Annotated in this window: 18 protein-coding genes; 7 read left to right on the top strand and 11 right to left on the bottom strand. The window is 71.8% G+C overall.

Translation table 11 applies throughout. The features are described from left to right. Window positions 1-6 precede the first annotated feature (6 nt). Window positions 7-1,374 carry an L-serine ammonia-lyase gene (locus AB0D85_RS47855; protein WP_362336424.1) on the top strand — a complete coding sequence of 456 codons (1,368 nt, stop codon included), beginning with the start codon at window positions 7-9 and terminating at the stop codon, window positions 1,372-1,374. 1,296 nt (window positions 1,375-2,670) lie between these two features. Here AB0D85_RS47855 and AB0D85_RS47850 read toward each other — a convergent pair. The 3 genes from AB0D85_RS47850 to AB0D85_RS47840 are packed head-to-tail and all read right to left on the bottom strand — an operon-like array spanning window position 2,671 to window position 3,788. Then, complete coding sequence (locus AB0D85_RS47850) at window positions 2,671-3,105, bottom strand: hypothetical protein (protein ID WP_362336421.1); 435 nt, start codon at window positions 3,103-3,105, stop codon at window positions 2,671-2,673. A 21-nt stretch (window positions 3,106-3,126) separates the two neighbouring features. After that, window positions 3,127-3,612 carry a hypothetical protein gene (locus AB0D85_RS47845; RefSeq protein ID WP_362336418.1) on the bottom strand — a complete coding sequence of 162 codons (486 nt, stop codon included), beginning with the start codon at window positions 3,610-3,612 and terminating at the stop codon, window positions 3,127-3,129. Continuing rightward, window positions 3,609-3,788 (bottom strand): hypothetical protein, encoded by a 180-nt coding sequence (locus AB0D85_RS47840; protein WP_362336415.1) that lies wholly within the window; start codon window positions 3,786-3,788, stop codon window positions 3,609-3,611. Before AB0D85_RS47840 ends, AB0D85_RS47845 begins: the two co-directional genes overlap by 4 nt. Window positions 3,789-3,918: 130 nt before the next feature. Between AB0D85_RS47840 and AB0D85_RS47835 the strand changes: the two genes are divergently transcribed. The 3 genes from AB0D85_RS47835 to AB0D85_RS47825 all read left to right on the top strand — a co-directional run bounded on the left by AB0D85_RS47835 (window position 3,919) and on the right by AB0D85_RS47825 (window position 6,265). Continuing rightward, the gene (locus tag AB0D85_RS47835) at window positions 3,919-4,752 is read left to right on the top strand and encodes a PIG-L family deacetylase (RefSeq protein WP_362336412.1); all 834 of its coding nucleotides are present in this window, start codon (window positions 3,919-3,921) and stop codon (window positions 4,750-4,752) included. A 205-nt stretch (window positions 4,753-4,957) separates the two neighbouring features. Continuing rightward, the gene (locus AB0D85_RS47830) at window positions 4,958-5,518 is read left to right on the top strand and encodes a GH25 family lysozyme (protein WP_362336409.1); all 561 of its coding nucleotides are present in this window, start codon (window positions 4,958-4,960) and stop codon (window positions 5,516-5,518) included. 69 nt (window positions 5,519-5,587) lie between these two features. After that, window positions 5,588-6,265 carry a Crp/Fnr family transcriptional regulator gene (locus AB0D85_RS47825; RefSeq protein WP_362336406.1) on the top strand — a complete coding sequence of 226 codons (678 nt, stop codon included), beginning with the start codon at window positions 5,588-5,590 and terminating at the stop codon, window positions 6,263-6,265. Between the two features lie 10 nt (window positions 6,266-6,275). On the opposite strand, the gene AB0D85_RS47820 is transcribed toward AB0D85_RS47825, so the two are convergent. From AB0D85_RS47820 to AB0D85_RS47795, 6 genes are read right to left on the bottom strand one after another with little or no spacing between them, the layout of a single operon-like run. Next, entirely contained in the window at window positions 6,276-8,003 is a 1,728-nt protein-coding gene (locus AB0D85_RS47820; protein ID WP_362336403.1) for a hypothetical protein, read from the bottom strand. Further along, complete coding sequence (locus tag AB0D85_RS47815; protein WP_362336400.1) at window positions 8,000-9,232, bottom strand: protein phosphatase 2C domain-containing protein; 1,233 nt, start codon at window positions 9,230-9,232, stop codon at window positions 8,000-8,002. Before AB0D85_RS47815 ends, AB0D85_RS47820 begins: the two co-directional genes overlap by 4 nt. Window positions 9,233-9,239: 7 nt before the next feature. Continuing rightward, the gene (locus tag AB0D85_RS47810; protein WP_362336397.1) at window positions 9,240-9,920 is read right to left on the bottom strand and encodes a hypothetical protein; all 681 of its coding nucleotides are present in this window, start codon (window positions 9,918-9,920) and stop codon (window positions 9,240-9,242) included. A 41-nt stretch (window positions 9,921-9,961) separates the two neighbouring features. Further along, complete coding sequence (locus AB0D85_RS47805) at window positions 9,962-11,809, bottom strand: hypothetical protein (RefSeq protein ID WP_362336394.1); 1,848 nt, start codon at window positions 11,807-11,809, stop codon at window positions 9,962-9,964. After that, window positions 11,806-14,133: a hypothetical protein gene (locus AB0D85_RS47800; RefSeq protein WP_362336391.1), complete on the bottom strand. Its 2,328-nt coding sequence runs from the start codon at window positions 14,131-14,133 to the stop codon at window positions 11,806-11,808. Before AB0D85_RS47800 ends, AB0D85_RS47805 begins: the two co-directional genes overlap by 4 nt. Beyond that, window positions 14,130-14,996, bottom strand: coding sequence for a hypothetical protein (locus AB0D85_RS47795; RefSeq protein WP_362336387.1), 867 nt, complete (start codon window positions 14,994-14,996; stop codon window positions 14,130-14,132). Before AB0D85_RS47795 ends, AB0D85_RS47800 begins: the two co-directional genes overlap by 4 nt. A gap of 271 nt (window positions 14,997-15,267) precedes the next feature. Between AB0D85_RS47795 and AB0D85_RS47790 the strand changes: the two genes are divergently transcribed. Next, on the top strand, window positions 15,268-17,148 hold the full coding sequence (locus AB0D85_RS47790; RefSeq protein WP_362336384.1) for a beta-N-acetylglucosaminidase domain-containing protein: 1,881 nt from the start codon (window positions 15,268-15,270) through the stop codon (window positions 17,146-17,148). 260 nt (window positions 17,149-17,408) lie between these two features. Here AB0D85_RS47790 and AB0D85_RS47785 read toward each other — a convergent pair whose 3' ends face one another. Then, window positions 17,409-18,071 carry an NAD(P)-binding domain-containing protein gene (locus AB0D85_RS47785; RefSeq protein WP_362336381.1) on the bottom strand — a complete coding sequence of 221 codons (663 nt, stop codon included), beginning with the start codon at window positions 18,069-18,071 and terminating at the stop codon, window positions 17,409-17,411. Window positions 18,072-18,172: 101 nt separating this feature from the next. Continuing rightward, window positions 18,173-18,850 (bottom strand): FCD domain-containing protein, encoded by a 678-nt coding sequence (locus AB0D85_RS47780; RefSeq protein WP_362336378.1) that lies wholly within the window; start codon window positions 18,848-18,850, stop codon window positions 18,173-18,175. Window positions 18,851-19,060: 210 nt separating this feature from the next. Between AB0D85_RS47780 and AB0D85_RS47775 the strand changes: the two genes are divergently transcribed. Both AB0D85_RS47775 and AB0D85_RS47770 read left to right on the top strand, forming a co-directional pair. Then, on the top strand, window positions 19,061-20,758 hold the full coding sequence (locus tag AB0D85_RS47775) for a 2-isopropylmalate synthase (RefSeq protein ID WP_362336375.1): 1,698 nt from the start codon (window positions 19,061-19,063) through the stop codon (window positions 20,756-20,758). After that, window positions 20,755-21,561, top strand: coding sequence for an ATP-binding cassette domain-containing protein (locus AB0D85_RS47770; protein WP_362336372.1), 807 nt, complete (start codon window positions 20,755-20,757; stop codon window positions 21,559-21,561). The genes AB0D85_RS47775 and AB0D85_RS47770 overlap by 4 nt, the downstream gene beginning before the upstream one ends. Window positions 21,562-21,608 lie beyond the last annotated feature (47 nt).

Genomic DNA, 21,608 nt, shown 5'->3' with positions numbered 1-21,608 from the left:
GTTCCCGTGGCCATCTCGGTCTTCGACCTGTTCTCGATCGGCATCGGCCCGTCGAGCTCCCACACTGTCGGCCCGATGCGCGCGGCCCGTATGTTCGCCCACCGGCTGCGCAACGAGGGGCTCCTGGAGTCCGTCGCCTCGATACGGTCCGAGCTGTACGGCTCCCTGGGCGCGACCGGCCACGGCCACGGCACCCCGAAGGCGGTGCTGCTGGGCCTGGAGGGCGCCTCCCCGCGCACGGTGGACGTCGAGACGGCGGACGACCGCGTCGACGCGATCAAGGACACCCGTCTGCTGAACCTGCTGGGCGAACACGAGATCGCGTTCTCCTTCGACAACGACCTGAAGCTGCACCGCCGCAAGGCGCTCCCTTACCACGCGAACGGCATGACCCTCTGGGCCTACGACGCGTCCGGGGCCGAACTCCTCTCCAAGACGTACTACTCGGTCGGCGGCGGGTTCGTCGTCGACGAGGACGCGGTCGGCGCGGACCGCATCGTGCTGGACGACACCGTCCTGAAGTACCCCTTCCGCACGGGCGACGAGCTGCTGCGCCTGACGAAGGAGACAGGTCTGTCGATCTCCGCGCTGATGCTGGAGAACGAGCGGGCCTGGCGCACCGAGCAGGAGATCCGCGAGGGCCTGCTGGACATCTGGCGGGTGATGCAGGCGTGCGTCTCGCGCGGCATGTCCCGTGAGGGCATCCTGCCGGGCGGGCTCCGGGTGAAGCGCAGGGCGGCCGTGACCGCGCGCCAGCTGCGCGCCGAGGGCGACCCGCTGGCGCACGCGATGGAGTGGATCACGCTCTACGCGATGGCCGTGAACGAGGAGAACGCGGCGGGCGGCCGGGTGGTCACCGCCCCGACGAACGGCGCGGCCGGCATCATCCCGGCCGTCCTGCACTACTACATCAACTTCGTCCCCGGCGCCGACGAGGACGGGGTGGTCCGCTTCCTCCTCGCCGCCGGCGCGATCGGCATGCTCTTCAAGGAGAACGCGTCCATCTCCGGCGCCGAGGTCGGCTGCCAGGGCGAGGTCGGCTCGGCCTGCTCGATGGCGGCGGGCGCGCTCGCCGAGGTCCTGGGCGGCAGCCCTGAGCAGGTCGAGAACGCGGCCGAGATCGGTATGGAGCACAACCTCGGCCTCACCTGCGACCCGGTCGGCGGCCTGGTCCAGATCCCCTGCATCGAACGCAACGGCATGGCAGCGGTCAAGGCGGTCACCGCGGCCCGCATGGCCATGCGCGGCGACGGCTCCCACAAGGTGTCCCTGGACAAGGTCATCAAGACGATGAAGGACACCGGCGCCGACATGAGCGTCAAGTACAAGGAGACCGCCCGGGGCGGGCTGGCGGTGAACATCATCGAGTGCTAGGGAAAGCGGCCCTGACCAGGGCACTCGTGTCTTTCGGCGCTGGGCCTCCTGACCTGCGGGTTCGCAACACATGATCAGCGCCGGCTCGTCGCCGCTCGCCCACCAAGCGGCGGCGAGCCGAAGGTAGCCCTGCCTCAACCGTGCGATCTGCCTGCCTTGCCGACCGAGACGTTGACCGCCCCACCGATGCTCTGCGTGAGCCCGTCACTTTCCCTCCCACGTTGCCAGGACCGCGTCGACGAATGCCCGCGGCGGCTGGTATCCGTGGTCCGCCACGCATTCTTCCGTGCATCCTGAAAGGTGGGGCAGAAGTCGCAGAAGCGCATGCCCCGCTAGACGTTCATCGTGTCCTTGGCCAGCTTCAGGAGGGCTTCCACGAATCCCTCGGAGACGTCGCCCAGCGGGAACTCGTGCGAGCCACCCCGCGTTCAGCAGGGCCGTGCCCTCATCCGACCGACCAGGCACGCCATCGCTCACCTTCTGGGGTTCTTGTGCTCAACGGCGCGCGCTGAACACCGCCGGCGTTCTCGCCCTGTTCCGTGGCCCAGCGTCGGCAGCTCCGCCACCTCCAGCGCGCGACGAGGTGCGGTTGCGCGCCGACACGGCCACCGCTGCCGGTAACAGGCGCGAGCCGATGGTCGTCGGTGGTGTCGGCGGACCGGCTGAGCTGGTCGGGCCCTCTGCTGACCGGCATGCCGATGCTGCTCTTCCTGTGGCCCTTCGGAGCTGCTCTGTTCTCAGGCGACCGGCATGTCCCGACGCTGGTCCTCAACTCCGCCGAGATCACCTTCGGGACGGGCCACCGTTATGTCCGAGTGCCGTGGACGGACATCTCCCATATCGGGCTGATGCGGTGTTCTCTCACCGGTCGCAGCCACCCTCGTCACGAGGAACGGCTGATGGTCCTGGCCGTCCGCCTGTGCGCGGAGGCTCCCGTGCCGAAGACGAGTACGGGGCTCTCCAAGACTCATCGCGTAGCGTGCTGGCGGCGCTCGAACACTTGGCTGGATCCCGCCTCGTCCGTACGCCCCGTGATTTCCTGCACGTTGACCCGCGGCTCAGCCCGGATGACGAGCCCACCACGGCAGCTGCAAGTTTTGACTGTCGAGGTGCCCGTGCAGGTCAGCGGTCTCTGCGGTCGCGGGAAGGGCCGCCGTGATCATGAACGTTTGTGACGACGTTCAACGAGCAGGTGTCCTCGGACAGGGCGACGAGTTCAGCGAGGTCGGCGTCAGGGAGCTCGGCCAGGGGCCCTGCTCCCCCGACGGCGCACGCGGATCCGGGGCTCAGCGGAAATTACGCCCGCCAGCTCTCGGGGACCTCGATTCCCTCCGCCGTCATACACTCGGTCATCAGGGTGCGGAAGGCAGGACCCGCGTGGGCGTATGCGGTCGGGCCGTGGTCGCCGAGAAGAAAGTCCTCCGTGGCGAGGGAGAGATTGTCCCGCACGTAGGCGTCGGAAGACAGGGCGGCGCGTTCGAGCAGATCGAAGGAACGGGCCAGAAGGTCCTGCGCACCTTCTGCTTCCGGTGACTCCAGAGCCGGGACGAGGATGACCGTGAAAAGGTCGAAGGCCAGAGAATATGGATTGAGCTTCATGTGATCGAGATCTTCAGGATCCCCGCCCGATTGTTCGGCGTTTTCCCTTTCTCTCGTCACGCAGCGTTCAAATTCTGGCACGGTGCGCAGCAACTCCGGGAAGAGCGTGGACACGGTGATCGGCTTGGTCATGGGAACTCCTGGGCCTATGTCTCATGCCATGGGTGCGGCTTCGGTGTAGCACTCGTTGAAGAACACGCACCCGACGCCTTGGCCGTCCGGGACCACGTCCAGCGGGTCGAGGAGGCTTTCCAGCGTGCTCCTGGTTCCTTCCTTCCAACCGTAGTTGTACACATCGGCCGGATATTGACTCAGGGCCGCCGCGGAGCCAACGATACCGAACCCCTTCATGAAGCCCTTCATGTGCAGGGGCTCGCCGCTCTGCCGGGGGCGGGGGTTGGGTGACCGGTCCCGGGGGTCCACCTCGAATCTCTGGCCGGTGATGTCACTGACGGCCTGTTTGGAGACGATGTTCTTGCGTACACCTTCGAGCCCCTTTCGCACCGAGTCGTCACCGTTGACGTAAGTCGTCACGTTGCCGGTGACATCGTTCGAATTGAGGGCGGTCCAGAGTTCCTTCGCCTCGCCATGGGCGATCTTCAGGTCGTCGTCGGAGAGGAGGCTGGTACCGCTCTTCATCTTCTGGACGCGGTTTTTTCGAGGAGTTCGGAAAGACGCTTCATAAGGTCGGCCGCCTTGGCGATGTGCCACTTGGTACCCACTGGCTGTCCGGAGTTGAACTCCGCGATGAGGGCCGTGGCAACCTTTCCGTTGCCCGTTGCCGTGGTGGCCTGATCGCGGATGTAGAACATCATCGAGTGCTGAGGGGCCCCTGGCCGGTCGGGGCCTCGGGGTAACGGTCGGGCTCGGCCAGACTGGGGGCGGTGACGTGTCGCCGTGCCGCAGACTGGCATCGATCACTCTTCCGAGCAGGGGATGGATTCCATGGCCGAGCGCCCCTTGACGCTGATGGCAGTGCACGCCCACCCGGACGACGAGGCCACGGGCACCGGGGGTGTCCTGGCGCGTTGTGCGGCGGAGGGCATCCGCACGGTGCTCGTCACCTGTACCGACGGCGGCTGCGGAGACGGAGCGGAGGGGGCGAAGCCGGGCGACCCCGGACACGATCCGGCCGCCGTGGTCGCGATGCGTCGACGCGAACTCGAAGCGAGCTGCGAGATCCTGGGAATCGGTCATCTCGAGCTTCTCGGATACGCCGACTCCGGAATGATGGGCTGGCCGGCCAACTCCGCGCCCGGATCGTTCTGGAGCACGCCCGTGGAGGAAGCGGCCGCCCGGCTGGCCGAACTGATGCTGCGGTACCGGCCCGATGTCGTCGTGACCTACGACGAGAACGGGTTCTACGGCCACCCCGATCACATCCAGGCGAACCGGATCACGATGGCCGCGCTCGCGCTGACCGGGGTGGCGTCGAAGGTGTACTGGACGACGGCGCCGCGCTCGATGATGCAGGAGTTCGGGCAGATCATGCGCGAGTTGGGCGAGGACCGGGAGGAGCCCGATCCGTCCGAGACCGGAGCAGAGCTCGAAATCGGCCTGCCCGACGAGGAGATCAGCACATGGGTGGACACGACCGACTTCGGCGGGCAGAAGTTCGACGCGCTGGCCGCGCATGCCAGCCAGGGTGACAACATCTTCTTCCTGCGGATGGGCAAGGAGAGGTTCACGAAGCTCATGGGCGTGGAGACGTTCGTCCGCGTCCACGACACCACCGGCGCGCCCCTGCCCGAGGACGACCTCTTCGCGGGCCTGCGCTGAGCCGCATCCGCCGGACGGCCGCGCCGGGGCCCTGTGCGTGCCGGCGGGCGGGACCGCGCACGCGGACACGGGGTCAAGTTCGGTGGCGGCCCGAAGCTGACAATTCACGCGCGCGCACGGATCTTCCGTGCCAAGGTGGGGAATACGGAATACGCATTTGCAACGCAACGCGTGTCACCCCACTGGCACTTAGGGAGACCCCCACATGCTGCACGGAATCGACGTGAGCGCGTACCAGTCCTCCACATACGACACGGACGGCCTCTCCTTCGTCTTCATCAAGGCGACGGAGGGGCATTCGTACGTCAATCCGAAACTCGCAGACCAGACCAAGACCGGCCGCGACGCCGGACTGGTCGTCGGCTTCTACCACTTCCTCTGGCCCGGCAACCTCACCGCCCAGGCCGAGTACTTCGTCAAACACGCCCCCGAGAAAGCGGGCGAGATCCTCGCCGTCGACTGGGAGACCACCGCCGAGGGCAATCACGCGAGCAACGCCGAGAAGGACACCTTCATCCGCAAGGTGAAGCAACTGCGGCCGAACAACCAGGTCGTGCTCTACACCAACCGCGACTTCTGGCTCAACATCGACACCACCTCCTACGCCGGCGACGGCCTGTGGATCGCCGACTACGTCAGCGCCGGTCACCCGCGCATCAAGGCCAAGTGGCGGTTCCACCAGTACACCAGTGACCCGCACGACAAGAACGTGGCGGACTTCGACGACGAGGCCGCTCTCAAGTCGTGGGCGAAGAAGGAGGATTGAGCCGCTACGACGGTTCCGGAAAGGTTCCGGCAGGTTTCGGGGCGGTGTGCCGGGGCCACACTGTGAGTCGTGGTGACCAGCCCCGCCCCCTTCTGGGAGGCCCTCGACGCCGGTGACCGGGCGGCGCTGCTGCGGGCGGCGACGCGGATCCCGCTCGCCGCCGACCGGCAGTTCCTCGCCCAGGGCGAGGGCTCCGACCACCTTGTCGTGCTGCTGCACGGCTGGGTCAAGGTCGTCGCCCAGTCGCACGCCGGCTACCGCGCCCTGCTCGCGCTGCGCGGCCCCGGCGAACTCCTCGGCGAACAGGCCTCGGTGGAGAACGGCCGCCGCTCCGCCACCCTGGTCACGGCCACCACCGCCGACCTGCTGCATCTCCCGGCCAGCCGCTTCCACGTCCTGGCCCGCGCCCGCCCCGGCATCGCCGCGGCCCTGGAACAGACCCTGGTACGACGGCTGCGCGAGGCCGACGCCCAGCGCGCCGGCATCACCGAACCGGTCCCCGCCCGCCTCGCCGCCCTCCTGCTCGACCTGGTGGAGCGGTGCGGGCTGCCGGAGCCCGACGGCCCCGGCCGCCGGATCGGGCTCGGCCTCTCCCAGGACGACCTCGCCGGGTTGCTGCTCACCTCCCGGCGCACCGTGAGCCGCGTCCTTGAACAGTGGCGGGCGCAGGGCTGGATCGTGACGGGACGTCAGTCGCTGGTGGTGCGGGCGGTGGACCAGTTGAAGGGGCAGGCGTTCGGGGCCTGAGTCCTCGGGCTCAGCAGGACGTGTAACTCACCCCGCCCTTCGGCGCCTTGAAGATACGGTAGCCGTCGGTGTCGGTGAGCTGGTAGGTCACCGTCCAGTCGTCGCAGGTGTCATCGGTGTTGCCGTACGGACCGTAACCGGCGGCCTGGTGGCTGCGGAAGCCGATCGTCGCCAGGGTGTACTCGCCGTCCGAGGAGAGGTCGTTCAGCACGATGTTGCTGTCCCGGGTGGTGGACATGGTCTTCTTCCACTGGGCCCGGCTGGAGCTGGAGTTCTGGTCGACGGCGGTGGAGTCCGGGTCGTAGAGACCGATCGCGGTGTCGTAGTCCTGTTCGTTGATCGCGCCGTAGAACTCGGCGAACATCCTGGCCACGTCCTCGGCCTCCGCGTCGTCGGCGACCTGGGAGTAGTCGACGGTGGCGCCCTTCGTGACGGCCTGGTTCGCGGGGGGTTCCGTGGTGGTGTCCTCGGTGGGGGTCGTCGGGTCGGTGGGATCGGTGGGATCGGTGGGGCCCGAGTAGGGGGTGGCGGACAGCGTCGTACCCGACGAGGAGTTCGAGTCGCCGGACGAGTGCATGTGGGTCAGCACGAGGCCGACACCTCCGCCGACCAGCAGGGCGGCGAGCAGCCCGCCGAGCACCTTGCCGCCCGTCGACGAGGGGGCCGGGCGGCGGACCTGCGGGACGAACGCGGGCGGCGGCGCCGACTGGGCGAACGCGGCGGCCGGCGGTGCCGCCGTGGGCGTCTGGGCCCGGGGCCGCGCCTGAGGCCGGGGCTGGGCCTGCGTCTGTGCCTGCGTCTGTGCCTGGGCCTTCGCGTGGGCCGCCGCCTGCTGCCGCTGCAAGGTCCTGTTGTGCGCCAGTTCCAGCGGTTTCAGCCACTCGATGAGGGCCGGGCGGCGCGCCGGGTCCCGGCTCTGGGCGCGGGAGGCGAGGTTCGCCAGTTCGGTGGAGACGGTGCGCAGCGGGTCGACGTCGGTGCTGTCGAAACTGCGGCTGAAGATCCGCGCGGCGAGCAGCCCGAACTTCCAGGAGTCGGAGGCCTGCGTCGCCTTCTCCTCCGTACCGGGCACCTCCCAGTCCGGCGTGGCCACCTGCTCCAGTACGTCCCGGCCCGCGCAGCGCATGGAGTCGCAGTCGATGAGCAGACAGCGGGCCTTGCCCTGGAGGGTGAACAGCACGTTGTTGGGCGAGAGGTCGCCGATCACCACCTGGCGCCGGTGCAGCCACTCGATGGTGCGGGCCAGGTCGAGCAGGAGTTCCAGGCGCCGTGCGTCGTCGACGAGAAGTCCGATGCGCAGGGCGTAGGTGTCGTCGTTGAGCAGGAACTGCATCGCCTGCGGCTTGGCCTCGTTGAGCGGCGGGATGCGCACCTGGTACGCCGTGGGCATCCGCCCCATCAGGAAGCCGACGACGGTCGTGCCCGGGTTGCGGGACGGCAGCGGGTCCTGCGGGGTGCGCCCCCGGTACACCAGCACGGTCGGCCAGGTCAGCCGCTCGTCGAGGAAGGTGCGCTCGCCCGGGGTGAGCCGCTGGCGGAGGCAGACCATCTCGTACAGCGCGTCGGCGTCGTAGACGATGTTCTGCCGGTACTCCTTGTAGACCAGGGTCTGGCCCGGAAAGCGGTCGTCCGGGTCGGGAACCCCGTAGACGATGCCCTGGCCGCCGTCGCCCAGCCGTTCGGCCGGGTAGTCCCCGAGTTTCTCGGGGAGCACCCAGGGCACCTTCACCTCGGTCATCGCCGCCCTCCCCGTGGCCACAGGGCCAGCAGCGTGCGGTCGTCGTCGAAGGTCTCCCGGTAGAAGTCGAGGGTGAGGGCGAAGGCCAACGGCGGTATGGGGGTGGTGAGTTCGTTGGCGAACAGCTCGGCCACCGGGCCTCGGCCGTCGCCGACCGGATCGCCGAAGCCGTCGGTGCCGACGAGCAGCACCATACCGGGGTCGAGCGGCACGGTCCGGGGACGGATGTCGGCGGTCAGGTACGGCAGGGGCCGTACGGCGGAGGAGACCAGGCCGTCGGGGCCGAGCGACTTGCCGCCGGACAGCCCGTACAGCTGACCGTGTTTGATCCCCCAGACCCCGGAGTCGCCCACCGACACCAGCGTCACCCGCACGCCCTCCGGGGTGGGGGTGGCCGCCCCGGCGACCAGGGTGGTGGCGAGCAGGGCCGCGGTCTCCTCGACGCTCGCGTCCTGGCGGTGCAGCAACCGGGCGGCCTGCGTGCGCAGTTGCCAGTGGACGGTGCTGAGGAGCTTGCCCCAGTCGGTGACCTGGCCGCCGCCCGCCCGGACCTGGTCGAGGAGTTCGCCGACCGCGCTGCGGCAGGCCAGCTGGGAGCCGATGTGCGGCTGGCGGGCGTCGGAGACGCCGTCGGCGACGGCGAACACCACGGTCTGCGACAGCTCGTCGTAGGCGGCCGCGGCGTCGTCCTCGCGGGGGCGGCCCTCGGCGCGGTGGGCGTAGCCGCGCACCGAGGCGAGCCGCAGGTCGAGGGCGTCGGTGGACCAGCCGTCGCACACGGTGTCCGGCCGGTACGAGAGCCCGCCGGCGGGCGGCCGGTAGGCGAAGTCGGGGGCCGCGCCGTCGATGAGGATGGGCTGCCAGGCCTCGCCCAGGTCGGACGGGGGCGGGGGCGGCGGGCCCGGCGCGTACCGCTGCCCGGCGCCGGGCAGGCCCGCGCGGGAGGTGGGTGCGCCCGGCGGCCAGCCGCCGTCCCGCTCGAAGTCGTACACCGCGTCGGGACCGCCGCCGTTGCCGGGACCGCCGGGACCGCCAGGACCGCCGGAGCCGCCGGAGCCGCCGGAGCCGCCGGAGCCGCCGGGACCGGACGCCGGGAACAGATCCGGCGCCGGCCCGGGCGGCGGTGGCACCGCCCCGTACTGTCCGCCGTGCCGCTCGCCATACTGCTCGCCGTACTGCTCGCCGTACTGCTCGCCCCGTTCTTCGCCGGAGCGCCGGTTGTGGAACATGGCCACCTCAGATCACATCGATGGCCACGGTGAAGCCTTCCGGCTTGTCCACCACGAGCTGCGGGGCGGCCGAGCCGAGCGAACGGCCCGAGGAGATCACGCTCTTGGTGAGCGCCGTGCAGAACTTGGCGATGGCGCCGCCGACATCGACGCCCTGGTTGGCGACGAAGCCGAACTCCGGCTGGGTGGCGACCTGGTTGATGGTCGACGCGTCGGCGTCCACGATCCCGCAGGCGATGATGTTGGGCGCCCCGAGCGTGAGGTGACGGTCGGTCAGTCTGCGGTGGGCGTCCTGCCAGTCCTCGTTGTGGTTGGGCAGTCCGTCGCTGAGGAAGAACACGGCGGGCCGGTGCACCTGGTAGCCCTCCCGTTTGAGGTCGGCCACGTCGCCCGGTATCCGCTTGATCAGGTCCTCGAAGGCGTTCAGATAGCTGGTCATGCCCCGGGTGCGCAGTTCGGGGAACTCGCCCGCGCTGCGCAGATCGACGAGGTGGACGCGCTCGACCACGTCGTCGGAGAAGCCGAGCACCGAGAAGCGCACCTTGGCGGCGGCCATCGGCTCGCCGAGGAGTGCCTGGTGCAGCGAGCGCAGACCGTCGTTGAGGTCGTCGATGTGGTCGATCATGGAACCGGACTCGTCGGCGAGGACGTAGATGGGGAGCAAGTGCCCCCGGTTGCTTTCCACCATCGTCTTTCCGTTTCTCGCGGGTTGGGGAGCTGTGGATCGGGTCAGTAGGCGTCCTCGGCGCGCCGGAACCCGTCGGGCGGGTTGACCGAGAACTGCGGGTCGCCGGCGGCGATCCGGCGGCCGTAGCCGACGACGCTGTCGCGCAGGAACACCGCGCAGCTGTGCGCGGCGGAGACGGCGTCCTGGTGCGGCGGGGCCATGAACCCGAACTCGGGCCGGGTGGCCACGGCCCGCACCGCGAAGGTGTGCGCCCGGCCCACGCCGAGCGCGATGACGTGCGGCGCGGCCGGGTTGCCCGTGGCGTCGGTGAGCGCGCGGTGCGCGTCGCGCCAGTCGTCGCTCTCGTCGGGCGTCCCGCCGGTGACGAAGTACACGAGCGGGCGCAGCACTTGGGCGCCCTGCGCCTTGACGACCCCGACGTCCTGCGCGACGACGGTCCGCAGCTGCTGGAAGGCGTGGCCGTACGACAGCCCCTGGCGGCCGGTGAGGATCGGGGTGCGGGTGGCGGTGGTGACCGTCTCCAGTTGGAGCCGGGGTTCGGTGGTGGCGGCCATGCCGAGCACGGACAGCCGGATGCCCGCCGAGACGTCCGGGGCGGCGGCGAGGGCCGCGTGCAGGTCGCTCAGGCCGCGGTTGAGCTCTTCCAGGCAGTCGGGCGCGGACTCGTCGAGGACGAGGTAGATCAGCGCCGCGTAGGCGGGCCGGACGACCGGGGTGACCTGGGTGGGTGTGTATCCCGGGGCGTACGGCTGGGACGGGCCGGCGGGTGGCGCGTACGGCTGAGAGGGGCCGGCCGGTGGCGTGTACGGCTGGGCGGGCGGCGCGGTGTACGGCGGCTGGACGTGGGACTGGGTCGGGGTGGGGCCGGAGGCGGCGGCCGAGGGGAGCTGGGCGGCGGGCGCGTCCCAGGGGCGGGCGCCCGGCAGCTGGGGTGTGCTCGTGGCGGGCAGCTGGTTGGCCCCGGCGGCGCGGCCGACCACGTCGGTCAGCAGCTGCCGCATCACCTCCAGGTCGCCGGCCTGCACCAGGTTCTTGTCGGCCATCGCCTGGAACAGGGCGAGCGCGCGCTGGTTCTGCAGCTCGGCGGTGGCGAAGCGGGCCTCCTCCAGCTTGCGCAGCATCTCGAAGGCGCCGGCCGCGTCCTCGGGGTGGGTGTTGAGGTACTGGCGGATCAGGCCCTCGCTGTCGATCCGGGTGCCCTCCAGGGCCCTGGCCTGCCGGGCCGCGGCCTCCATCTGCAACTCCTGCTGTTTGGCGTCGAGTTGCCCCTGGCGTACGACCGCCCCCATGTTCGGCGTGTGCTCGGCCTGGCCGAGCGTCTCCCGGCGGCCGGCCTCGATCAGGGACTCCAGGTACGCCTTGGACTTGGCGTCGGGCGTGACGGTGACCTGGCAGCCGTAGATGATCAGGCCCTCGGCGAGCACGACCTGCTGGGCGCACTTCTGGTTGAGGAACATCTGGAGCCCGAAGGAGTCCTCGATCGCGAACCGCTGCCCGGCCGCGTGGAACAGGCTGGTGAGATAGGAGTGGACGACGGGCAGCGCGTCGTCGATGCCGGAGCGCACCCAGTTCTTGGCGCCGTCGAAGCCGTCGATGCGGAAGCAGAAGTCGACCCGGACCTCGAAGGCGTGCACGCCGTCCCGGGAGACCAGCGGGTTGCGGCCGAGCACGGCGCTGCGCTGCCGGGGCCGCAGGTCGACCTCGTAGCGGGTGCGGTATTTGGAGAAGACCTGCTGGGACGGGGTCATCGGGCGGCCGTCGAAGCACTCGACCTCGCCGGCGGCGGTGGCGTAGACGACCGCGAGGTGCGGCTGGGTGGCCTTGGTGGGCCCGACCGCCAGGCGCGGGACGGGTTGCCTCTCGGCGATCAACGAGACCGGCTCACTCACCGGGCACCTCCTGACTGGGTGGATGCGGCTGCCTTCAGGGCGGCGCCGAGCACCGCCGCCGTGCGGGGCAGCGGGCGGAACCGGTCGCGGTCGGTCCAGTGGCGGGCGTAGCGCTCCAGGAGCAGCGCGGCCCGGGGGCCGCGGGCGGCGACGTCCTCGACGAGGACGCGGACAATGTCGTCCAGGAGCTGCGGGTCGGCCTCGGCGCGGGCGGCCCAGGCCTCCAGCACGCCACCGGCCTCGTCGGCGAACAGCTCGCCGTTGATCACCTCGGCCCACAGGTAGCCGAGCAGGCGCCGCAGTTCGTGGCCGGGCGGCGCGTCGGCGGCCAGCCGGAGCAGGGTGGGGCGGCTGCGCCGGCCGCCGGCGGTGCCCGGTTCGTCGGTGACCAGGAGGTTGGCGAGCATCAGGAACACCAGATGCCCCGAGGGACGGCTGGCGCTCTCGTGGGACATCTCGGCGATGGCCCGCAGCACCACACCGGCGTACGCGTCGACGTCCTCCTCCAGGAGGTCGGCGAAGGCGTCGCCGATCTCGATGGCGACCTGGATGTGGTCGACGGTGCCCAGCCGGGTGAGCGCGAGGACGGCCCCGGAGAGGTCGGTGCCGCCCAGGCACAGGCCGTAGGCGCGGGCGGCGGCCGCCTCGAACTCCCAGTCGGTGCTCATGTACCAGCGCTCGACGAGCCCGCGCACCCCGGGCCGCAGCGCCGGGCGGCGCAGGCAGACGCGCAGGGCGTAGGCGACGGCCTCGCGGCGCAGATAGCCGGTGGCCTGGTCGCGCACCCAGTCGGGGAAGACCTGGGTGGCGACGTACTCGAAGGACTCGGTGGCGATCAGCCCCAGCGCCGTACCGGCGTAGCTGCGCACCTGCTGCGACCGCCGGTCGACCAACTCGCCGAGCCAGCCGATGAGTTCGTCCTGGATGCGGTACTCGGACCAGACGTGCCGGATGATCCGGGCCGGGTAGTCGGGATTGCGGTACTCGGCGACCGTGCAGGGCAGCCAGCCGAAGTCGCCCAGGGTGAGGGTGGCGACGGTCCGGGCGCGCAGCTTCTCCGCGAGCAGCCGGCGGGACTGGCTGAACGGGTCCTGGCGCAGCGGTACCGGGCCGGTCTCCTCGGTGGTCTTGAGCACGCCCCGTTCGCTGCGGAACCGGTCGAGCAGCGCGCTCGCGCCCATGGCGACATGCTCCTGGGGCAGCCCGCCGAGCACCGCGAGGGCGATGGCCTGGGTGCGCAGCCCGGTCTCGCCGAGCCCCTCGAACCATTCCTCGGGCCCTTCCCCGCCCGTGTGGTCCATCCGGGCGCGCACCCGGTCCGGGTCGATGGCGCCGCCGCCGTGCTCGTGCGCGAGCACCTCGGCAAGCCGGGCCGCGTCCCGGCAGGCGGCGGCCGCGTCGAGGAGTTCCTCGGCGAGGTCGCCGATCCCGCCCGCGGTGAGCGCGCCCTCGGCGTCGTCGTCGCCGAGCCGGTGGAAGAGGTGGGCGCGCAGCACGTCGGCCAGGACGTCGGGCCGGGCGATGCGCTGCACGTACTCGCCGACCCCGCGTCCGAGGTCGGTCTCCGGACCGGCGATCAGTACGAGGTGCGCGTCGGCGTGCAGCAACAGGTCTTCGAGGCCGTCGAGTTGGGGGCCGCGCAGCTCGTCGAGGTCCGCCGGCCGGTCCACCAGCAGGCCTGCCCCGCTGCCGAGTTGCCGGAGGTCGTTGAGCTGGACCAGTTCGGCGACCGAGTCGAGCTGGTAGAAGCGCTTGGCCTGGGCGGCCAGCAACAGCCGTACGGCGGCGGCGTGTTTGCCCGAGCCCGCCGGGCCGCGCAGCACGACCGAGCGGCGCTGCCAGGCGTCGGCGACCACGTCGTCCCAGCGGGGCGGCGCCTGGAAGGTGTGCCGTACGGTCTCCACCGCCTGGGCGGGCAGGGTGCGCAGGACGAGCCTGCGGTCCTCCCCCACGTTGATGACGATCTTGTCGCCGTCGAAGACGTCGCCGCCGATGCGTCCCCAGGCCGAGCGCAGCAGCCCGGCCCGCAGACTGCCCGCACCGGCCCGGGCGGTGGCCTGACTGGCGCTGCCGCCGGCGCCGACGCTGTTGTCGGGAGGCGCGGCGGCCGTCGGCTGGCCGGCACCCGGCATCGGCTGTCCGGCCCCGCCGTCACCGCCGCCCGCCGGGGCGGCGGAACCGGCCGGACCGGAACCGGCGGGACCGGCGGAGCCGGGGGAACCGGCCGGGGCGGCGGGCCCGGCGGCCGGCGACGCGGCCCCTCCCGGGGCTCCCGGGGCCCCCGCGCCACCCCCACCGGCCCCCGCCGCCGGTGGGGTGCTCATGCCCCGTCCTCAGGGATGTCGTCGTCGCCGTACACGACCTTGCGGCCGTTGACGTAGTCGCCCTTGATCTCGACGAAGTCACCGCGTACGGCCATCGCACCGTCGCCGACGGCTATCTGACTGTCCGTTATCTCGAACGACACGGGCGGCGGGACCGGGCTCCCCAGTTCGGTCCCGCCGCCGGCCGCCCCCGCGGATCCGCCCGTGCCGGGAGCGTCCCCCGGTCTCGCTCTCCCACGTGGCGGTTCCCCCGAGTCCGCGGGGAGTCCGGGCGGTGCCGGATAGCCGGGTACGGTGACCCAGCCCCGGCACGGTTCGCCGTGCTTGGTGACGAAGTCGGCGGGCAGGTACGCGGCCGGGTCGATGCCCGGGTAGCGGCCCAGCACCACCCTGCGGTGGATCTCGTCGGAGACGACCAGCACCAGCTGGGCCCGCCCGGCGCGGGCGAGGACCTGCTTGACCGGTCCCGCGTCCACGAGCCGGGCCAGGTCGTTGATGCCGGTACCGGTCCAGCGCTGGCCCCGGCGGATCACCAGCCCCTGGTTCAGCCCGACGCGCAGCCGCATCCGGTGCTCGTGGTTGAAGGTGTCGCGGTGCCGGAGCAGCGCGTCCTCCATGCCGCGCACCAGCTCGCGCAGCAGCTTGGTCGGCCGGGTGTCCGGCGGAAGTAACAGCAGCATCCCGTCCCCGCGGTCCTGCGTCAGCTCCTCGTCGAGCGGGAGTCCGGCGCCGGCCAGCGCGAACTCGACCACGTGGTACAGCTCTTCGTGCAGCGTGGCCTGGGTGGTCTCCGGGCGCAGGCTGAAGTCCTCGATGTCGAGGAGCGCGATCCAGTAGCTGAGCGGATCGTCCGGAACCACCATGTGCGACCTCCCGTGCCGACGCGGGACCCGTGGTGCGCCCCGCGCATATCTGGATAGAACCTGCTTCCGGCAGTGTCTACGCCATCTGGCGCACAGTGCCCTGATCTCAACAGCTTCGCCGAGGTTTCCGACATAACGTCACACAGACGCGTACGATGCCCCACCTGTGCGCACAGAAACCCCCGGGACGGAAAATGTCGTTCCGTCATATTCTGTGTGTGAGAGGGAAGTTGACTGTCGAGGTTCGGAAGCCGGTTTGAGGGGGGCCCGGTTGCGACAGTTCCGTGTTCCGCCGCAGTTGCTGGTGGGCTTCGTGCTCGGGCTGGTGGTCGTGCTGCTCACCCGCTCCTGCGGGGGCGGCGGTCCCACGTCGTCGGCGTCGGCTCCGTCACCGCCCGCGGCATCCGCCTCGGTGCGGAGCGACACCGGCGTACCCGCGCTGTGGCCGACGCCGAGGAGTGTACGCCGGGGGAGCGGTTCGGTGCCGATCGGGCAGAGCGTGGCGGTACGGTCCGACGCGGGCACGGACGCGTCGACGCTGGACTCGGTGACCCGGGCGTTGCGGGCGGGCGGCGCACGGGAGATCCGGGTCGGGGACTCGGCCAGGCGGGGCGAGCTCCTGGTGACAGTGGGGACGACCGCGGGCGGGCTGCCGCCGGAGGGGTACACACTCACGGCGGCCACGACCTCCGCCGGCCCCCGGGTGACCTTGTCCTCCTCCGACGCGGACGGCGCCTTCCACGCGGCCCAGACCCTGGCCCAGCTGATCCGCCCGGTCGGCTCGCCGGTCGCCCGCACCGCGCTCCCGGCCGTCACCATCCGCGACTGGCCGGCCACCGCCACCCGGGGCATCGTCGAGGGCTTCTACGGCACACCCTGGACGCAACGCGAACGCCTCGGCCAACTCGACTTCGCGGCCCGCTGGAAGCTCAACACGTACATCTACACGCCGAAGGACGACCCGTACCTCCGCGACCGCTGGCGCGACGAGTACCCCACGGCCGCGCTCACCGCACTGCGCACCCTGGCCGCCCGGGCCGCCGCCGACCACGTGAGGTTCGTGTACGCCCTCTCCCCCGGCACGTCGATCTGCTACTCCTCGGCGAGCGACCTGACGGCGCTGCTCACCAAACTCCGCCAGCTCTGGGACGGCGCCGGGGTCCGCGCCTTCGCCGTCCCCCTGGACGACATCGAGATCGGCCGCTGGAACTGCGCGCGGGACGCGGCCGTCTACGGCACGGGCCGCGCGGCGGTCGCCCGCGCCCAGGCGGCCCTGCTGAACGAGGTCCGCCTCGACTTCCTGGCCGGTCACCCGGACGCGGCCCCGCTGATCACCGTCCCCACGGAGTACGACGGCGCCCGCGCGAGCGCGTACAAGACCACCCTCGCGGCCGAACTGGACAAGGACGTCACGGTGATGTGGACGGGCCCCCTGGTGGTCTCCCCCGGCATCGGCACGGCCCAGGCCCGAGAGGCGTCCCGCCTCTATGGTCACCGCGTCGTGGTCTGGGACAACTACCCGGTGAACGACTACACGGCCCCGAACCTGCTGCTGGGCCCGTACACGGGGCGCGACGCCTCCCTCCCCGGCGCGGTGGCGGGCCTCCTGGCCAACCCCATGAACCAGGCGGCGGCCTCCGACCCGTCCCTCTTCTCGACGGCGGCGTACACCTGGAACCCGACGGCGTACCGCCCGGCACAGGCCCTGGACGCGGGCCTGTCGGTACTGGCCGACGGCGACGGAACCGCCCTGACGGCGCTGCGCGCCTTCGCGGACGTGAACCGGGCGTCGAGGCTGGACCCGACGCAGGCCCCCGAACTGGCGGCGCTGATCACGGCGTACCGGAAGGGCGGGCCGGACGCGGAACGCTCCCTGCGCACGCGACTGACGGTCCTCGCGAACGCGCGGACGACGGTCCCGGCCGCCCTCCGCACGTCCGCGTCCCCCTGGCTGGCCGCGACCCACGACTGGGCGGAGGCCGCCCTCTCCGCCCTCGACCTGCGCGAGGGCAGATCCACCAGGGCCGAGGTCGAATCCCACCGCACGGCGGCCCGCTCCCACACGATCACCGACTGGCAGGGCGAACGCCGGACGGTGGAGGTGGGAACGGGGGTACTGGACACGTTCGTGGCCCGACTACTGAGCGAATGAGCCGGCCGAAGGGCCGCGCCGGTCCCGGCACCGCCGCCCCGCACCATCGTGGCTGAGCACCGTCGCGGCGGAGACACAGCAAACGGCGTTGCTCAAACCCCGCCCCGCCACGCCGCAACCCCAGTACGCCGCATCCCCACCCCGCCTCAACCCCACCCCGCCGCAACGGCGCTCAGCCGCGGCGGCGGTCTTCGGCGGTGCCGAACCGGCCGCACCCCCGCGTCGAACGGCCCGCGTCGAACGGCCCGCCCCGACGCGCGTTACCCCCGGAAGCCCTCCGGCCGCTCAGGGGACGCCTCCGTCAGGGCCTTGCCCACGGTCTCCGCGCCTGCCCGCAGGCCGTACACCGGGGTCCCCGGCTGCTGGCGCCAGGAGTCGTCGATGCCGCCGTTGTCGACCGTGTCGAAGCCGAGTTCGTCGATCAGGGCGCGGACGACCCGCTTGGCCGCCTCGTCGTCGCCGGAGACCGGGAGGGCCTGGCGGTCGGGGTCGCCGGCGGGCAGGTGGCGGTCCAGGATGTCCTGCGCGTAGGTGCCGTTGAACGCCTTGACCACGGCGTGCCCGATCTGGCGCTCGGTCCAGCGGCTCTCCGTGATGCCCTCGTCCTCGATCCCGGCGATCCGGCCGTCCCGCTCCCGCGGGTAGTAGTTGCCGGTGTCGATCACGGCCACGTTCGGCGCCGCGCCGTCCAGCAGGCCCGCCGGCAGGTTCGGGACCGCCTTCAGCGGGACCGTGACGACCACGACCTCCGCGCCCCGCGCCGCCTCCCCGGCCCGTACCGCCGTCGCACCCGTCTCCTCGGCCAGTGCGGCGAGCGTCTCGGGACCTCGTGAGTTCGCCACGGACACGTCGTGGCCGAGAGCGGTGAGCCGCCGGGTGAGGTTGCCGCCGATGTTGCCCGCGCCGATGATGCCGATCTTCATGACACGCCTCTCGAAAGTCGTTGCACATGCATGAAAAAGCTGCTGTGCGGCGACAACCCCGGGGGCACGTGACCTATTCCACGGGCACGGCAATCGGGTGGCTAGCCCGCGAACGGGTCCGCCAGTTCCGCGCGCAGCACCTCCGCCGCGGCCTCCGCGTCCCCGTCCCGCACCGCCCGTACGAGCGCCTCATGGGCCTCGTCCCCGGTGTCCGGGTCGGTCGCGCGCAGGCCGGTCAGGGCCAGCAGGTCGATCAGACCCTCCCGGAGCACCGGGGTGAACTCGGTGAACAGGTCGGCGAGGACGGGGTTGTGGGCCGCCGCGACCACCGCCGCGTGGAAGGCGATGTCGGCGTCGACGAAGGCGGGGTCGTCCGCCTCCCCCGCCGCCCGGCGACCGGCGAAGGCCTCCTCGATCGCCGTGACGTCCGCGGCGGTACGGCGTTCCGCGGCGAGCCGGGCCGCGTGCACCTCCACCGCCATCCGGACCTCGTAGACATCGGTGACCGCGGCCCGGCGCAGCCGCGTCGGCCAGTCCTCGGCGGCCTCGGTGGCGATGACGAAGACACCCGAGCCCTGCCGGGGCCGCACCAGCCCGGCACCGGCGAGCGCGCGCAGCGCCTCGCGGACCGTGGAACGGCCCACGCCGAGTTCCTTCGCCAGGGTCGTCTCGCCGGGCAGCCGGGTGCCGACGGGCCAGGCGCCGCCGGTGATCTGCTCGCGCAGCCGGGCGGCGGCCTGTTCGACCAGCGGGCTCGGGCGGACGGGGCCGAGGGCCATGCGGTGTCACCAACTCCTCTGGGGGCCGACGCGGTTCACAGGAATTCTCACTTGTCTGAGGACCTGAGGAGTCACTACGGTACCGTCCATGACGTTCCGCGGTCTTCTTCTCGGCTGCCGCGGCGGGGCCTGACGCGACCGGCACCCCGCCGCGGGTCGCCGTGCTGCCGGTCACCGTCCGACCGAACGAGCCGAGAGGCAGCAGCACCGATGACCCTCCTGCGCGACTGGAACCCGCAGCGCCCCAGCCCCATGCCGTACCACCGTTACCGCCCCTTCCAGGAACGGGTCGCCGTGCCGGTGACGGAGCGGAACTGGCCTGCCGCCCGGATCGAGCGCGCCCCGCTGTGGGTGCCCGTCGACCTGCGCGACGGCAACCAGGCCCTTGCCGAGCCGATGGACACCGCGCGCAAGCGCCGCTTCTTCGACCTGTTGGTCCGCACCGGCTTCAAGGAGATCGAGGTCGGCTATCCGTCCGCCAGCCGGACGGACTTCGACTTCGTACGGCACCTGGTGACGAGCGGGGCCGTGCCGGACGACGTCACCCCGGTGGTGTTCACCCCGGCCCGGCGGGACCTGATCGACCGGACCTTCGAGGCGATCGAGGGGATGGACCGGGCCGTCGTCCACCTCTACATCGCCACCTCCCCGGTGTGGCGGGAGGTGGTGCTGCGCCGGGACCGGGCCGAGGTGTGGCGGACCGTGCGCGAGGCGGCCGGGCACATGGCGCGCCGGGCCGGGGACGCGCCCGGGGTCCGCTTCCAGTTCTCCCCGGAGACCTACAACCTCACCGAGCCCGACTTCGTCCTCGAACTCTGCGACGGGCTGACCGAGTTGTGGGACGCGAGCCCGGACCGGCCGGTCACCCACAACCTGCCCGCGACCGTCGAGATCGCCACCCCGAACGTCTACGCCGACCAGATCGAGTACGCCCACCGCAACCTCGCCCGCCGTGACTCGGTGATCCTCTCCGTCCACCCGCACAACGACCGCGGCACCGGCGTCGCCTGCGCCGAACTCGCCGTCCTGGCGGGCGCTCAGAGGGTGGAGGGCTGTCTGTTCGGCAACGGCGAGCGGACCGGCAACGTCGACCTGGTCACCCTCGCCCTCAACCTGTTCGCCCAAGGGGTCGACCCGATGGTCGACTTCGGTGACATCGACGCGGTCCGCGAGACGGTCGAGGAGTGCAACCGGCTCCCGGTGCATCCACGGCATCCGTACGCCGGCGACCTCGTCCACACCGCGTTCTCCGGCACCCACCAGGACGCGATCAGCAAGGGGTTCGAGGAACACGCCCGCAGGGCCGGGGAGTTGGGGGTTCCCGCGGCCCGGGCCCCCTGGTCCGTCCCCTATCTGCCGGTCGACCCGGCCGACCTGGGCCGGACGTACGAAGCCGTGATTCGCGTCAACTCACAGTCGGGCAAGGGAGGTTCGGCGTACCTGTTGCGCACCCGCCACGGCGTCGACCTGCCGGAGCGGATGCGCCCCGGGTTCGCCCGCCTCGTCCAGGAGACGACGGACACGAGCGGCCGGGAGGCCACCCCGAAGGAGCTGTACGACCTCTTCCGCGCCGCCTACCTGGCCGACGGCGAGGTCCGGCTCGACTCCTGGTCGGTCCACGAGGAGGCGCCGGGCCGGCACCGCTTCGTCTGCACCCTGCGCACCGGCGACCGTACCGGCGACCACGAGGGCACCGGCGCCGGTCCGCTGACCGCCCTCGCCGACGCGCTGACCGGCGCCGGCCATGCCACGGAGATCCTGGAGGTCACCGTGAACGGGTCGTACGCCTTCGCCGAGTGCCGGGTGGCGGGGGCGAGCACGGTCTGGGGCGCGGCCGAGGACGCCTCGCCACTGGCGGCCTCGGTCGGCGCGGTGCTCTCCGCGGTGAACCGGGCGGCGGTGCGATGAGCGTCGTACTGCGCGCGGAGGACGTGCACGTGGTGCGGGACGGGCGGCCGATCCTCCAGGAGGTGTCGCTGACCGTGCGGGCCGGTGAGCACTGGGCGCTGCTCGGGGCCAACGGCGCCGGGAAGTCCACCCTGCTCGGGCTGCTCGGGGCCCTGGTGCATCCGACGCGGGGCACGGTGGAGGTCCTCGGCAGCCGGCTGGGCCGTGTCGACCTGCGCGAGCTGCGGACGCGGGTGGGCCATGTCGACCCCCGCCACCCGCTGACCGAGCCGCTGCGGGTCCGGGACGTCGTCCTGACCGGGCTGACCAACTCCGTGGCGCGGCTGCCCAGGTGGCGTCCGACGCCGGAGCAGGAGGAGCGCGCCGACCGGCTGATCGGGACGCTGGGGCTGGCCGGGCACCGGGAGGCCCGCTGGCCCACGCTCTCGCAGGGCCAGCGCGGCCGGACCCTGATCGCCCGCGCCCTGATGCCCGAGCCCCGGCTCCTGCTGCTCGACGAACCGGCCACCGGCCTGGACCTGCCGGGCCGGGAGCACCTGCTCACCGCGCTGGACGCACTGCGCCGGGACCATCCGCACCTCGCGACCGTGCTGGTCACCCATCACCTGGAGGAACTCCCGGCGGGCACCACCCACGCCCTGCTCCTGCGCGACGGCCGCGCGCTGGCGCACGGCACGGCGGCCGAGGTGCTCACCAGCGACCAACTCGGCAAGTGCTTCGACCTGCCGCTGGCCCTGGAGCGGCACGGCGGCCGCTGGACCGTCCGCGTCGAGTCGAGGGCAGGAGAGTCCGGGGCACGGTAGTCCGGTCCATGAGAAAGGGGGCGCCCGCGGCTCGACGGCCGGGCGCC

The sequence above is a fragment of the Streptomyces sp. NPDC048277 genome (assembly GCF_040652235.1).
Lineage (GTDB): Bacteria > Actinomycetota > Actinomycetes > Streptomycetales > Streptomycetaceae > Streptomyces.
This window is presented reverse-complemented; position numbering and strand designations above follow the sequence as displayed.

Bases quoted from the DNA above. Each gene is read 5' to 3' on its own strand.
- AB0D85_RS47850 (WP_362336421.1), bottom strand. From the start codon at position 3,105: ATGACCAAGCCGATCACCGTGTCCACGCTCTTCCCGGAGTTGCTGCGC.
- AB0D85_RS47845 (WP_362336418.1), bottom strand. From the start codon at position 3,612: ATGAAGAGCGGTACCAGCCTCCTCTCCGACGACGACCTGAAGATCGCC.
- AB0D85_RS47840 (WP_362336415.1), bottom strand. From the start codon at position 3,788: ATGATGTTCTACATCCGCGATCAGGCCACCACGGCAACGGGCAACGGA.
- AB0D85_RS47835 (WP_362336412.1), top strand. From the start codon at position 3,919: ATGGCCGAGCGCCCCTTGACGCTGATGGCAGTGCACGCCCACCCGGAC.
- AB0D85_RS47830 (WP_362336409.1), top strand. From the start codon at position 4,958: ATGCTGCACGGAATCGACGTGAGCGCGTACCAGTCCTCCACATACGAC.
- AB0D85_RS47820 (WP_362336403.1), bottom strand. From the start codon at position 8,003: ATGACCGAGGTGAAGGTGCCCTGGGTGCTCCCCGAGAAACTCGGGGAC.
- AB0D85_RS47815 (WP_362336400.1), bottom strand. From the start codon at position 9,232: ATGTTCCACAACCGGCGCTCCGGCGAAGAACGGGGCGAGCAGTACGGC.
- AB0D85_RS47810 (WP_362336397.1), bottom strand. From the start codon at position 9,920: ATGGTGGAAAGCAACCGGGGGCACTTGCTCCCCATCTACGTCCTCGCC.
- AB0D85_RS47800 (WP_362336391.1), bottom strand. From the start codon at position 14,133: ATGAGCACCCCACCGGCGGCGGGGGCCGGTGGGGGTGGCGCGGGGGCC.
- AB0D85_RS47795 (WP_362336387.1), bottom strand. From the start codon at position 14,996: ATGGTGGTTCCGGACGATCCGCTCAGCTACTGGATCGCGCTCCTCGAC.
- AB0D85_RS47785 (WP_362336381.1), bottom strand. From the start codon at position 18,071: ATGAAGATCGGCATCATCGGCGCGGGCAACATCGGCGGCAACCTCACC.
- AB0D85_RS47780 (WP_362336378.1), bottom strand. From the start codon at position 18,850: ATGGCCCTCGGCCCCGTCCGCCCGAGCCCGCTGGTCGAACAGGCCGCC.
- AB0D85_RS47775 (WP_362336375.1), top strand. From the start codon at position 19,061: ATGACCCTCCTGCGCGACTGGAACCCGCAGCGCCCCAGCCCCATGCCG.
- AB0D85_RS47770 (WP_362336372.1), top strand. From the start codon at position 20,755: ATGAGCGTCGTACTGCGCGCGGAGGACGTGCACGTGGTGCGGGACGGG.